Annotated in this window: 10 protein-coding genes; 1 reads left to right on the top strand and 9 read right to left on the bottom strand. The window is 70.6% G+C overall.

Features of this window, described 5'->3' with window-relative positions; all coding sequences use genetic code 11:
* Window positions 1–106: 106 nt before the first annotated feature.
* From JN22_RS00430 to JN22_RS00390, 9 genes are all read right to left on the bottom strand, one after another.
* Window positions 107–1,021, bottom strand: coding sequence for a flagellin N-terminal helical domain-containing protein (locus JN22_RS00430; RefSeq protein WP_085552035.1), 915 nt, complete (start codon window positions 1,019–1,021; stop codon window positions 107–109).
* 11 nt (window positions 1,022–1,032) lie between these two features.
* Window positions 1,033–2,790 (bottom strand): flagellar hook-associated protein FlgK, encoded by a 1,758-nt coding sequence (flgK, locus tag JN22_RS00425; RefSeq protein WP_085552034.1) that lies wholly within the window; start codon window positions 2,788–2,790, stop codon window positions 1,033–1,035.
* Between the two features lie 44 nt (window positions 2,791–2,834).
* Window positions 2,835–3,296, bottom strand: a complete 462-nt coding sequence (locus JN22_RS00420) for a hypothetical protein (RefSeq protein ID WP_143268074.1) — start codon at window positions 3,294–3,296, stop codon at window positions 2,835–2,837.
* Window positions 3,297–3,482: 186 nt separating this feature from the next.
* Window positions 3,483–4,136 carry a LuxR C-terminal-related transcriptional regulator gene (locus JN22_RS00415; protein WP_085552032.1) on the bottom strand — a complete coding sequence of 218 codons (654 nt, stop codon included), beginning with the start codon at window positions 4,134–4,136 and terminating at the stop codon, window positions 3,483–3,485.
* Window positions 4,137–4,407: 271 nt separating this feature from the next.
* Complete coding sequence (locus JN22_RS00410) at window positions 4,408–7,515, bottom strand: molybdopterin dinucleotide binding domain-containing protein (protein ID WP_085552031.1); 3,108 nt, start codon at window positions 7,513–7,515, stop codon at window positions 4,408–4,410.
* A 29-nt stretch (window positions 7,516–7,544) separates the two neighbouring features.
* On the bottom strand, window positions 7,545–8,678 hold the full coding sequence (nrfD, locus tag JN22_RS00405) for an NrfD/PsrC family molybdoenzyme membrane anchor subunit (protein ID WP_085552030.1): 1,134 nt from the start codon (window positions 8,676–8,678) through the stop codon (window positions 7,545–7,547).
* Window positions 8,678–9,427: a sulfate reduction electron transfer complex DsrMKJOP subunit DsrO gene (dsrO, locus tag JN22_RS00400; RefSeq protein ID WP_085552029.1), complete on the bottom strand. Its 750-nt coding sequence runs from the start codon at window positions 9,425–9,427 to the stop codon at window positions 8,678–8,680. Before dsrO ends, nrfD begins: the two co-directional genes overlap by 1 nt.
* 175 nt (window positions 9,428–9,602) lie before the next feature.
* A complete protein-coding gene (locus JN22_RS00395; RefSeq protein ID WP_085552028.1) occupies window positions 9,603–10,229 on the bottom strand; it encodes a response regulator transcription factor in 627 nt (208 codons plus the stop codon).
* The gene (locus JN22_RS00390; protein ID WP_085552027.1) at window positions 10,219–12,138 is read right to left on the bottom strand and encodes a sensor histidine kinase; all 1,920 of its coding nucleotides are present in this window, start codon (window positions 12,136–12,138) and stop codon (window positions 10,219–10,221) included. The genes JN22_RS00395 and JN22_RS00390 overlap by 11 nt, the downstream gene beginning before the upstream one ends.
* 222 nt (window positions 12,139–12,360) lie before the next feature.
* Between JN22_RS00390 and JN22_RS00385 the strand changes: the two genes are divergently transcribed.
* Window positions 12,361–13,158: a DUF2189 domain-containing protein gene (locus JN22_RS00385; RefSeq protein WP_085552026.1), complete on the top strand. Its 798-nt coding sequence runs from the start codon at window positions 12,361–12,363 to the stop codon at window positions 13,156–13,158.
* The last annotated feature ends 52 nt before the right edge of the window (window positions 13,159–13,210 follow it).

Below are 13,210 nucleotides of genomic sequence, written 5' to 3'. Positions count from 1 at the left end.
CGGGCGGCGGGTCGAAAGCTGGCGGAGTTTTTCGCGGCACCTTCGATTTTTTCTTCTCCCTCGAATTCCCTCTTCAGGGGCGGGAAAGGGAGGAAAAGAGAAGCCGTCACAGGTACTTGGACAGATTGTTCTCTTCGAGGATCTTCATCAGGCTCATCGTCGCCTCCAGCGAGGCCTGGAGCTGCGACAGACGGGTGGTGGATTCCGCCAGATCGACGCTGCGGATGTCGTCGACGTGGCTTTGCAGCACGAGCTGCTCGTCGACGTGGCGGTCGATGGTGCGCTCCAGCGAGGCGCTGGCCGCCCCCAGCCTGGCCTGCGTCACCGCCAGCGCGTCGGTCGAATCCGAGGCGAGCCGCGTCACCTCGTCGAGAACGGCGGTGTCCACCGGATTGGTCGACAGGTTGGCCAGCAGGTTGAAGGCGCGCAGCGCCTTCTCGAAGCCGGGCTCGTTCGCCGTCACGCCATAGGACAGGATCAGATCGTCGGCCGCCTGAAAATGCGCGACCGTCGAATCGCCCTGGTAATAGCGGGTGTCCGCGCTCGATGGCACGGTCGTCGCCGCCGGGTAGGTGGCGCCGTCGATGGTCACGGCCGGCTGGTCGGTGCGCCCGCCGGCGAACAGGTAACGCCCCTCCTGCCGGGTGTTCAGCAGGCTGGCGAACTCCTTCATCAGCTCCGCCGCCTCGGCGACGGCGCCCTCGACCCCGGCGGCGTTGTTGCCCTGGAGCCCGACCACCAGCGCGCTGAGCCGCGACGTCAGGTCGGCCATGCTGCCGACCGCGTCGTACATGCTTTGGATCCGGCCGTTCACGACCTCGCCCTCGTCGATGTACCGCTCCAGCCGCTTGTAATGGCTTTCCAGATTGACGAGCCGGCCGCTGTCCGTCGCGATGCCCTTGTAGTCGGTCGAGTTCAGACCGCTGGCCGAGCGCACCTGTTCGGCGGCGACCTTCGCCTCCGCCTTCATCATGTACTGGACGAGCGTGTTCTGGTGGTTGTAGGTCGCGACCCGTTCCATCGCGGTCTCCTCTACTGGACCATGTTCAGCGCCGCGTCGAACATCTCCTGCAACGCCGACATCACCGCCGCGGCGGCCTCGTAGGCGGATTGCAGGGTGGAGATCGCCGCGGTCTCCTCGTCGACGTTGACGCCGCTCTGGGACGCAAAACTCGTCTCCAGGCCGTTGGCGTAGCTGCTCTGGCTCTCGTAGGCGGTCGCCGCCTTGTCGGCGAGCGTCGCCGCGCTCTGGATGACCGCCCCGGCGTAGCCGGCGAAACTGGTGCTGCGGCCGGCGAGCCCGCCCGCCGCGTCGAAGCCGCGCGGGGTGGAAAAGGCGGATTTGAGCGCCTGCGCCACCGATCCGTCACCGCTGGTCAGCGCGGCATCCCCCGCCGCCAGACCGGACGCCGTCGACAGCGCCCCGGTCGCCAGAAGCGCGCTGTCGGCCCCGACGGCACTGGAAATCCGGATGTCCGAGGCGCCGGAGCCGGTCAGCAGGTCGTTCATCCCGTAGGCGGCCGAAAACGCGCCCCCATCACCATTGCCGGCGCCGCCGAGCGCGATGCCGTTGCCGGCGCTGTCGGCCGAAATCACCAGCTTGCCGTCAGCGGAGATCGAAGCGGAGGCGTTGCCCATCGTGTTGATGGCGTCGACCACGTCCTGCATGGTCGCCATCGTCGACAGGTCGATGTCGAGCACCTCCGCCGCCGTGCCCGTGGAGTCGGTGACGGCGACGCGCAGCGTGCCGCCGGTGACGGCCAGCGCGTCGGTGCCGGCGACCGTCGCGGTTCCGGTCAGACTCTGCGGCGGCGGGTAGGCGGTGCCCTGGTTCTGGATGGCGTTCAGCGACTCCTTCAGCGTCATCGCCAGCTCGTCGAGCTGCGCCTGCTGCGCCGGCAGGTCGGTGTCGCGCAGCGCGATCAATGCGCTCAGCGTGCCGCCCTTCACCGACGTCGTGATGTCGGTGCCGTCGATCATGATGCCCTGGAAGCCGCTGATCCCCGTCGCGCTGTAGACGGTGCCGGCGCCGACCGAGGCCGCCGCCGTGTAGGACAGCGCGTGCACCGAGGAATCCAGCAGCGACTTGCCCGACGTCGTCGAGATGCGCATCAGGCCGTTGCCGTCGATCTGGTAGGTGACGCCGATGGTCTCGGCGAGGCCCTTCAGCGCCTCGTTGCGCTGATCCTCCAGGTCGGCGGTGTTCTGGCCGAGCGCCCTGCCCTTCACGATGCGGCCGTTGAGGTCGTCGAGCGCGCCCAGCGACCGGTTGATGCTGTCGACCGTGGCGGCGATCCCGTCGTCGGCCTGCGCGCGCAGCGCCTGCACCGAGGCCGAAATGTTGCGCAGGCTCTCCGCCAGATCGGAGACCGACTGCACGACGGCCGCCTTGGCGCTCTGGCTTTCCGGCGAGGTGGCGAGCGTGGCGGCGACGTCGGCCACCGCGTCGATCATCGAGCCGAGGTCGCTGCCGCCGCCGTCCTCGTCGGCCGTCACGCTGCCCATCGCCGACTGGAGCTGGTCCAGGTAGCTGTTGCGGGTCTCCGCGGCGCCCAGGCCGGACATTGCCGTGACGATGGTCTTCAGCAGGAACTGGTTGACGTTGCTGCCGATCCTGGCGACGTCGACGCTGGCGTAGCCGACGGCGGTGTCGCTGGTGGCGTTGGACGCCACCTTGCGCGTGTAGCCGTCGGTGCCGGCGTTGGCGACGTTGGAGGCGGCCACCGCCATGCCGACCTCCGCCGTGCGGAGCGCCGAGGTGGCGATGGAACCCGCGACACTAAGGGACATGGCGGCGTCTCCGGAAGAACGGGGGGTGGGGCGGGCTCGGGGCGTCAGACGGTGACGGCCAGCGCGTGGCGCACCGTGCGGTCCCCCACCCGCACGCCGTGTCGGGCGCTGGCGCCGTAGGACATCGCCGGGGCGGTGGAGGCGGCGCGCAGGGCGGCACCAATGGCAGCCTGCCGGTCACGGTGAACGCGGATCCGCGCCTCCATCTCGCGCATCGGGTCGCGCAGCACCGGCAGCACGCGCGCGGCGGCCCGCCGGGCGGCGGCACGGACGGCGGGCGGCACGCGCTTGCTGCGCGCCTGCCCCAACGCATCGGCCAGCCGATCCTTCCAGGCGGCGAGCAGCGACTGCATGGCGCCGGCCGCCAGCAGGGCGTCGCGCGCGCGGCCCTCGCGCACGGCCTTCGCCGCGGCGGCGGCGTGGGCGTCCAGCTCGGCGGCAAAGCCCTCCAGAACCTCCACCGGATCGACACGCAGGAAGACGGTGTTTGCCGGCGTGGTCGTCATGGCGGGGCTCCTTGGCTGGGGTCGAACGCTTCCTTGCACGGAGGGAGGGGAAGGAACTGGCGCGGTTTTTTCAGGCGCCCAAGCAAAAGGCGACCGCGCCATGACGGCACGGTCGCCCCGATCAACTTGGCGGAACCGGCGGAGCCGGAGCCCCGACCGGTGAAGACGAAGGCCGGTTGGCCTGGGTCAGACGGGCATGGCCGCCGTCTCGGCGGCATCCTGGCCGATGCCGTTGTTCATCGCCCAGATGGCGGCCTGGGTGCGGTTGGAAGCGTTGATCTTGCGCAGCAGGCTCTTCAGGTGGACCTTCACCGTCGCCTCGGTGATGGCCAGATGGTTGGCGATCATCTTGTTGCTGTGGCCGCGCAGCAGGCATTGGAGGATCTGCCGCTCCCGCTGCGACAGTCCCTTGCGCGGGGCCGGCTCCTCGACCAGGGCCTCGCCACGGCCGCCGATCAGCAGAACGGCGAGGTCGGTCGGAAACACCTTCTCGCCCATCGTCACCAGCGTCAGCGACTGCATCAGCGCCTCGCTGGCGATGTCCTTGCGCAGATAGCCGTCGACGCCGGCCTTCAGCGCGCTGGTCAGGCGCTGGGCGTCCAGTTCGCCGGTCAGCACCACGAGTCGGGCCTTCGGATGCGCGGCGCGCAGCGTCTGGACAGTCTCGGAGGTGAGGTCGTCCACCGGATCGATCAGCAGGATCGCGGCCTGCGACGCGACGGTGGCGCGCGGGTCGGCGGCCTCGCCAACGATCTGGAAGCGTGAGCCGTCGAACAACCGCTTCATTCCCTCGCGGAACAGACGGTTCGGATCGACGAGGACAACGGTGGTCGGGGTCATGGCCGGATTCCCTGCTGTGAAGGGCGGTTCCACCGTTCGGGGAGCCGCCGGTCTCGGTCGAGCCATCCAAAGCTAATTCGGGGAAAGCGGCGGGAAAACAGGAGCTTGGTCGAAGAACGCTCGGAAATGCGTCCTACCGCCAACGGTCCGCTCCGACCAGGCTCGGCGGTTCCGCCGATCCGCCACGGCCAACGGCATAGGCCGCGCCGGACGCACGCCATCGGCATCCATGACGTGCGCCGGCAAAACCGGCAGCGTTCCGGGCGGCGCCTCATGCCGCCGCGGCGATGCGCTCCAGCCGCGCCGGAATGCCCTGGCGGACGGACGTCCCCGCGATGGGGTCGACCCACACCGACGCTCCCTGGCGGGTCGGGTCGGCGAGGCCGAGGTCGTTGAGGTTGACGCCCGCGCCGATCTCGGGGACCGCGGGCTGGCTTTTGCCGCCGATGACGTGCGGACGGGCACCGTACTCCTTGTGGCCGAAGCCGTGCTCAACCGCCAGCACGCCCGGCATGACACCGTGGCGGACGATGGCGGTCGCCAGCTCGGCGCCGCCCGGCGTGGCGATGCGGATGCGGTCGCCGGTCTCGATGCCGAGGCTCCGGGCGTCCTCCGCGTTGATGCCGACCGGGTTCTCCGGGTGCAGATGGCGCAGGCGGCTGGCGGCGATGGTGTAGGCGCTGACCAGCACCGACTTCGAGCTGACCAGACGGAAGGGCCAGTCCGCCGGCTTGTGGACGCGGTCCACCGGCGTGCCGTCGGCGAAGACGGGCGCCATCCAAGCCGCCGTGCCGGTCCAGCGCCGGCCGGTGACGCTGCTCCTCGAGACACCGAGCGCCTCGTTGTAGACGAGCAGCGGCTTGGCGAAGCGGTGGGTCGCCTTGTCGCCCTCGAAGCCCTCCGCCTGGTTCTGGTAACGGCCGCCGCGGGCGAGGATGAAGGCGACCTTGCGCCATTCCTCCGGCTTCAGCACCGTCTTCAGCGCGGGCAGCACGCGCCCGACCCCGGACAGGGCGATGTCCTCGTCGCTGGCGTCGGGCACCGGCTGCTTGCCAAGCCACGCGATGTTCGCCCCGCCGCGCAGGTACCAGTCCTCCGGCCGCTCCAGGGGATGCGTGTTGCCCGCCATGTCCTCGATGGCGTCCGGACCGAAGCCCGGCAGGCCGAGGCGCTTGGCCATGGCGATGAGGAAGCTCTCCATCTGGACGTGCCGCCCGTCCGCCAGCGCGTCGGTGCGGGGATCGACCACCGGCCAGCGCGCGGTCGTCGTCTTGGTCGGCACGCCGGCCCAGGGCGCCGCCCAGCCCCAGGTCTCGTACAGCACCGTGTCGGGCACGAGATAGTCGGCGAAGGCCGAGGTCTCGTTGATGAAGGGATCGATGGCGACGATCAGCGGCAGCGCCTTCGGGTCGCGCAGCTTCGCCTCCACGACGGAACGGAGTCCGGGAATGCCGTAGACCGGGTTGCTGTTCCACAGCACCAGCGCCTTCAGCGGGTACGGGTAGCCGTCCACCACGCCGCTGGTCAGGTACTCGGTCGTCAGCTGCGGCGCGTTGGGGTACCAGGGCGCCCTGGACGGGTAGGGCTTGCCCGCCTCCTTCTTCGCCTTGAACTCGCTCGACCGCTCGTAGGGGACCGGGCGGCTGATGGCGATGCCCGACGGCTTCACCTGACCGGGGAAGCTGGCGAGCTTGTAGCGCGGGCCGTCCTGCTCGTCCGGGAAGCGGCCGCCGCCGACGATGGTGCCGCCCTTCCAGTTCAGGTTGCCGATCAGCGTGTTCAGCGTCACCACGCCGAAGGCGTTGTAGAAGCCGTTGCCCGCCATCATGCCGCCATGCGCGTTGGCGGCGGCCTTCTTGCCATGGCTGGTGAACTCGTGGGCCAGGCCGGCGATGACGTCGGCGGGGACGCCGCAGACCTCGGCGCAACCGCGCAGGTCCATCTTCATGGTTTCATCGCGCAGCAGGCTCAGGCCGGTCTTCACCGCGACCTCGCCCCCTGGCGTCATCACCGGACCGTCATGGAACGGCGTCGCCGCCGCCGCCAGGGCGTCGTGCGCGACGGGCTTGCCGTCGGCGTCCAGCACCACGAAGGCGTCCTTGGCGCCGTAGCGCTCCGTCTCGTCCAGCACCACCCAGCCCATGTCGGAGGCCCGCAGCAGGCGCCCCTCGCGCGGGTGGCCCTTCCGCGCGATGACCAGATGGGTGGCGTTGCACCAGCCCGCCTCGCCCGCCGCCTCGGCCGCCTTGCCGTTGGGCTGGGACAGGTACTTGGCGTCGATGCGCCCGTTCTCGAACATCCAGCGCATCATGCCCATGACCAGCGCGCCGTCGGTGCCCGGGCGGATCGGAATCCAGTCGGAGCGCCCGGCCGCCGCGCGGTTGTCGGCGTTGGTCAAGACCGGGTCGACGACGACGTAGTTCAGGACGCCGTCGGTGCGCCCCTTGGCCAGCAGCATGGCCTGCCGCTTGAACGGGTTGCCGGCGTTCGACGGGGCGGTGCCGATGAACAGCACGAACTCGGCGTTCTGGAGATCCGGCTTGGCGTGCGGCATCGCCTTGGCGTCGCCGAACACCGCGCCCGAGCCGGAACGGTAGGCGCCGCCGCAATAGGAGCCGTGGCCGACGAAGTTGATGGTGCCGAACGCCTGGTTGAAGAAGCGGCGCACGAAGGGCTCGCGCCCGTCGTTGACCGAGGACAGCAGGGCCAGCTGGTTGACCTTCGCGCCCAGTTCCGGCGCCGCCGGATCGATCGGCGTCTTCAGGTCGCGCAGGCTCCGCAGCCCCTCCACCGGCCCCTCGCCGAACAGGTCGCCGCCCTCCGCGATCTCCTCGACCAGCCGGTCGAAGGCGATGGGCTCCCATTTGCCGGAGCCGCGCGGGCCGACGCGCTTCATCGGCGTCGTGACGCGGAAGGGCGAGGTCAGCATCTCCAGCGCCGCGTTGCCGCGCCCGCAGGCGGTCGAACGGCCCTGGAGCCCCTTCTCGTCCAGCCGCGACAGCGATTTGAAGCTTTCCTTGATGGGCGTGCCGTAGGGCAGGAACGGGTCGGTGGACAGCGGGCTGTAGGGGTTGCCGGCGACCCGCAGCACCTTGTTCCTCGCGACGTCGACCCGCACCCGCACGCCGCACAGCGTGGTGCAGCCGAGGCAGGCGACGTTGGCGACGATCTGGCCCGGCGTCAGGGCGATGTCGCCGCTCGTCGGATCGACACGGAATTCGGGGGCCGGCGCGTTGCCGGAGATCGGGTCGGTGGGCCGCTCCCCGGCCCAGGCGCCCTTGACCAGCTTGCGGCCGGTTTCGGAGAAGCCGCCGACAAAGGCGGCGAGCGCGCCGCCCGCGGCGGTGGTCTTCAGGAGGATGCGACGGGTAATGGACATGGTGGAAACTCCTTTGATCCCGCGCTTGGTCATTCGGCGGCCATGGCGCGCAGCGGCCGGGACATCAGGCGCGACGCCGGATCGGGCGGGACCGGCAGGAAGGCGGTGATGACGAGAAGCAGGAAGAGCCACAAGCCGGCGGTGCCGACGATGCCGAGCAGGCCGTCCGGGCCGGCCGGAAGCGCGTACTCGTAGAAGCCGGCGCCGGTCTTCGGCACGGTCTGCCCGCCGATGAACACGGTCCAGCGGAACATCCAGGCGCCGTGCACGGCGATCAGCCCGGTCAGCAGGCCGCTTCCCACCGGCTTGGCGACGGCGATCGCGAAGGGCACCACAGTCGCCAGCACGGCCCACAGCGCGGTGACGCGCCACGCTTCGGAGGTCGCCACGCTCTCCAGCGCCTCGGCGTGCGTCCGTTCGATCCCGGACAGGCCGAGCGCCAGCCACAGCCCGCCGAACAGCATCACCGCCCCCAGGAAGCCGGCGAGCAGCCGGTTCGCCAGGCGCTCGACGCCGCGGTCGTTGCCGGCGGCGAAGCGGTTCAACACCAGCACCAGCCCGGCGGCCCCGGCCAGCGCGGTCGTCAGGAACTGGAGCGGCAGGATGGGCGTGTGCCACAGCGGGCGCGCCTTGACCACCGCGACCTCGACGCCGGTGTAGAGGGCGACCAGGGCCGCCCCGGTCAGGACGACGAGGCCGGTGGCGCGGATCAGCCGGTCGTCGCGCCCGCCGCCGAGCGCGGCCAGCCGGTAGAGTGCGGCGAGACGGCTGTCGACGCGGCCATGCTCCTGCAACTCCTCGCGGAAGCAGGCCCAGCCGTAGGCCAGCAGCCCGGCGACGTAGAAGGGGATGAAGACCGAGCCCCACCACATCCAGGAACTCGGGCGGAACACGACGTAGAAGTGCCAGAAGCGGCCGGGCTGGTGCAGGTCGGACAGCAGCGCCACCGGCGCCGCCAGCCCGCAGGTCAGGGCCACCAGCAGGGCGAGGCGGCCGAGCCGGCGCCAGCCCCCGTGAGCGAAAGTGCGGGCGAAAGCGTAGCCGGGCAGGCTCAGCAGCAGGCCGCCGACCGACAGGCCGATCAGGAAGAAATACTGCACGGCCCAGGGAAGCCACGCGACCTCGCGGGTCACGTTGATGAGCTCGACGATGCTGGTGTCCATCACGCGTGCTCCTTCCCGGCATGGGCGCGGTCGGCATGCGCGCTGGGGCGCCACAGGGTCGGCGTGCCGTCCACCTTGCCCTGGAACTTCGGGTCGAGGCCGACGTAGAAGACCCGCGGCCGGGTGCCCTGCTCCGGCTTCAGCACCTTCGGGTCGGCCTCGCGGACAAGGCGCGACACGCTGCTGTCCGGGTCGTTCAGATCGCCGAAGATTCGCGCGCCGCCGACGCAGGTCTCGACGCAGGCGGGCAGCAGCCCGGCGTCCACCCGGTGGACGCAGAAGGTGCATTTATCGGCGGTCTGGGTCCCGTGGTTGATGAAACGCGCGTCGTAGGGGCAGGCCTGGACGCAGTAGGCGCAGCCGACGCAGACGCTGTTGTCGACCACCACGATGCCGTCGCGGCGCTGGAAGGTGGCGCCGGTCGGGCAGACGGGGATGCAGGGCGCATCCTCGCAATGGTTGCACAGGCGCGGCAGCATGGTGGAGCCGGCCTTGCCCCGCTCCGTCACCTCGTAGGTCGAGACGATGGTGCGGAAGCTGTTCTCCGGGACGTCGTTCTCCATGATGCAGGCGACCGTGCAGGCCTGGCAGCCGACGCATTTGCGCACATCGACCACCATGCCCCAGCGGTGCGCCGGGTCGCCGCCCCGGCGGGCCTGGATGGCGGCGGCCGGCGCCGGGTCCAGCGAGGCCGCGCCCGCCGCCACGGCCCCGGCGCCGAGGCAGAAATTCCGTCGTGATCGGTCCATGGCCGGTCCCCTCGCGCCTGGATTGACGGGCGTCGCGCTCCGCGACCCCCTCGGCATCCAGGATAGGCGGACCGCTCAGCCGCCTCCCATTGGGGCTATCGCCAGACTTTCTGGGGTTTTCCCCAGTGACGCCATGCCGCAGGGGGAAAGGGAAGGGATAGGGGAGCTTCCGCGTTCACTCGGCCTCGATCAGCAGCCGGGTCAGGTCGGCGACCGACGCGACCTCCAGCTTGTCCATCACGTTGTGCCGGTGGACCTCGACCGTCTTCAGGCTGAGGTTGATCTCGGCGGCGATCACCTTGTTCAGCTTGCCGGCGACGACCAGATCGGCGACCTGCCGCTCGCGCGGGGTCAGGCGCGCCAGCCGGGCACGGACCTCCCGCTTGCGCGCCTGCACGGCCCAGGCCCGGTGCGAGGATTCCAGCGCCTCGTGGACCCGGTCCAGCAGCATCTGGTCGTTCAGCGGCTTCTCGATGAAATCGACGGCCCCCGCCCGCAGCGCCCGCACCGCCATCGGCACGTCGGCGTGGCCGGTGATGACCACCACCGCCAGCAGCGACCCGGCGCGGGCGAGCGTGTCCTGCAACTCCAGCCCGCTCATCCCCGGCATCCGCACGTCGGTCACGAGGCAGCCCGGATGGTCCGGGCGGACGGTGCGGAAGAACTCCTCGCCCGAGCCGAAACTCTCCACCGGCACCCCGAGCGACCCGATCAGCCAGGCCAGCGAGTGCCGCATGGCCGGGTCGTCGTCGACGACGTAGACGACGCGGTTGGCGACGGCGGGTTTGGTGTCAGCCTGCATGGCGCTGCTCCTTGCCGGCAATCCTTTGTCCGCCGGTCGCGGCGGGCAGGACGAAGCGCATCACGGTCCCCTCTCCCTGGTTGTCGGTGGCCCATAGATGGCCGCCATGGGCCTCCACGATGGTGCGGCAGATCGACAGCCCCAACCCCATGCCGTCCGGCTTGGTGGTGAAGAAGGGATCGAACAGGCGGGACCGCGCCTCGCCGGTCAGCCCGTGGCCACGGTCGGTCACGGCGACCTCGACCCGCCCTTCCCCGTCGAGGCCGGTGCGGACCGTGATCGGCGGCGCGCCGGACGGCCCGCCCTCCAGGGCATCGAGGGCGTTCTTGATCAGGTTCAGGACGACCTGCTCGATCTGGACGCCGTCCGCCAGGACCGGCGGCAGACCGTCGGCAAGGTCCGGCCGGATGGCGACGCCGTCGCCCCGCGCGCGGGGCTCGCACAGCAGGATCGCCGCGCGGACGGCCTCGTTGAGGTCCATCGGCTCCGGCCGGGCGGCCCGCTTGCGCACGAAGCCGCGGATTCGCGCGATGATGTGGCCGGCGCGCTCCGCCTGCTCGGCGATGGCGCGGGTGATCGCCGCCAGCTGGGCCGGTTCCACCGTCCCCGTCTCCAGGCGCCGGGTGCAGCCGCGGGCGTAGTTGGCGATAGCGCCGAGCGGCTGGTTCAGCTCGTGGGCGAGGTTGCTGGCCATCTCGCCGAGGATGGAGAGGCGGGCGACATGATCCATCTCCTTCTGCCGCTCGCGCGCGGTCTCCTCGGCGCGACGCCGCTCGGCCATCTCGTGCCGGAGGTCGCGGTTGGCCGCCCGCAACTCGGCGGTGCGCACCTTGATCAGATGCTCCACCCGCAGGGAATGCACCGCCCACCACAGCAGCGCCAGCGCGCCGGCGGCGAGCCATTCCCAATGCTCGCGCGCCAGCTCGACGAGCGAAACCTCGCGCAGGGAGCGGTACGGCCCGATGCGCAGGGAGCGGAACAGGGCGTGGACCGGCTGGTAGTCGAGCGGCACCGTCCAGCCGTCGTAGCCGCCGGCCCTGGCCGCCGGATGGTCGCCGGGCATCTGGAACAGGGCAACGACGACCGCCTTCGCCAGCTCCTCCGGCGTCGAGGCGAGCCGCGCCAGCGGCCAGTCCGGATAGAGGCCGGTGGAGAGCGCGCAGCCGAAGCCCGGCAACGCCCCGGCCCCCAGGACCCGGAACCGGCCGGCGTCGACGCGGCCCTCCGCCACCAGCTCCTCCAGCACGCAGGCCCGCAGGATGCCGGCGTCCACCTCCCCCTCGCCGACCGCGAAGGCGACCCGGTCCACCGGAAAGCCGGAGAAGCGCAGCTCCCTCAGGTCGCGGTAGGGATCGACCCCGGCCTCCAGCATCGCCCCCCAGGCGATCTGGAAACCGCCGAAGGCGTCCGGATCGATCGCCATCACGGTCCGTCCCCTCAGGTCGCCCAGTTCGCGGATGTCGGAGCGGTCGGCCCGGACGATCACGGCGGAGCCGATCGCGGCCCCCGACGCCCCGGCCCGCGCGGAGTGCAGCGTGGCGATGCGGGTCACGCCGTGGCGCGCCTCCAGCTCCACGTAGTTGCCGGTGTTGGTCAGCACGAAATCGACGCCGCGCGCCTGAACGGCGGCGTCCATGCCGAGCAGGTCCAGCGGAACCATCTCGGCGCCGCGCTCGGGAAAGCGCTCGGCCAGATAGCGGACGGTCGGCTCCCAGGCGGCGTTCGCATGGTCGCCGCCCCGGTAGGCCAGCACGCCGACACGGATGGGCGGACCGGCGGCCTGCGCGGGGGCGGCGGTCTGGGCGGCGGTGAGCCAGACGGCCAGCGCGACGAGCCGCAAGGCGGATCGGCCGTGACGCGACGCGGGCCCGTGCCGCCGGATTCCGGGCCGCGTGATGGTCGGTTCCATGGATGCCTTCGGTGTTCCCAGATCGCGGACAGGCGATTTCTGCCCCCATTCGCAAGGGGCGCACAATGGCGGATGTGACGGCGGCGCTGCCGTCCCTTGCGGCCGCAGTTTTTCCGGTTGCCGGATACGCAAAAAGGTTCGTTACTCAATAATTCGTCATACCAACTTTCAACAGCCTCCCGACACACCAGATTCCGTTCCGATGACAGGTGGAGACAGGACATGACCGACACGCGACCGACCGCCCCTTCGTCCCTCGCCGGCCTCCCCTACGAGGACCGCGTGCGCGCGGTCGCGCCCTCCCAGGTCGTCGGCTGGCTGTGGAGGGGCTGGGCCGACATGCGGGCGGCCGGCTGGGTCAGCATGGCCTACGGCGCCCTGTTCGTCGCCATCGGCTTCGCGCTGACCGCCGGACTGACGCTGGCGGGGATGGCCTATCTGATCGCGCCGATGATCGGCGCCTTCCTGCTGGTGGCGCCGCTGCTGACGCTCGGCCTCTATCAGGTGTCGAAGGATGTGGAGGAGGGCCGCAAGCCGCGCTTCGGGCGGGCGCTGATGGCGTGGCGGGCCAACCCCTATCACATCCTGACGGCCGGGCTGGTGCTGATGCTGTTCATGATGATCTGGATCCGGCTGAACGTCATCGCCTTCGCGCTGTTCTTCCCCTACGTGTCGATGAGCCTGTCCAGCCTGCTGGCGCAGACCCTCACGCTGGACGGCATCGCCTTCACGCTGTTCGTCACGGCGCTCGGCTTCGCCTTCGCAGCCATCGCCTTCGTCACCAACGTGACGGCCCTGCCGATGATGCTCGACCGCCAGGAGGACATCTTCGCGGCGGCGCTGGTCTCGATCATGGCGGTTCTGAAGAATCCGCGCGCCATGATGCTGTGGGCCGGGCTGATCGTGCTGATCACCGGCATCGGGCTGGCCACCGCGATGCTGGGCCTGATCGTCGCCCTGCCGCTGATCGGCCACGCGAGCTGGCACGCCTACCGCGATCTGGTGAAGCCGGAGGCGTGAGGCCGGAGACAGGAAGCCGGAAAGCGGGCGGGAAACGCCACGCCGGTGGTTG

This window comes from Azospirillum agricola (assembly GCF_020005195.1).
Classification (GTDB): Bacteria; Pseudomonadota; Alphaproteobacteria; order Azospirillales; family Azospirillaceae; genus Azospirillum; species Azospirillum agricola.
This window is presented reverse-complemented; position numbering and strand designations above follow the sequence as displayed.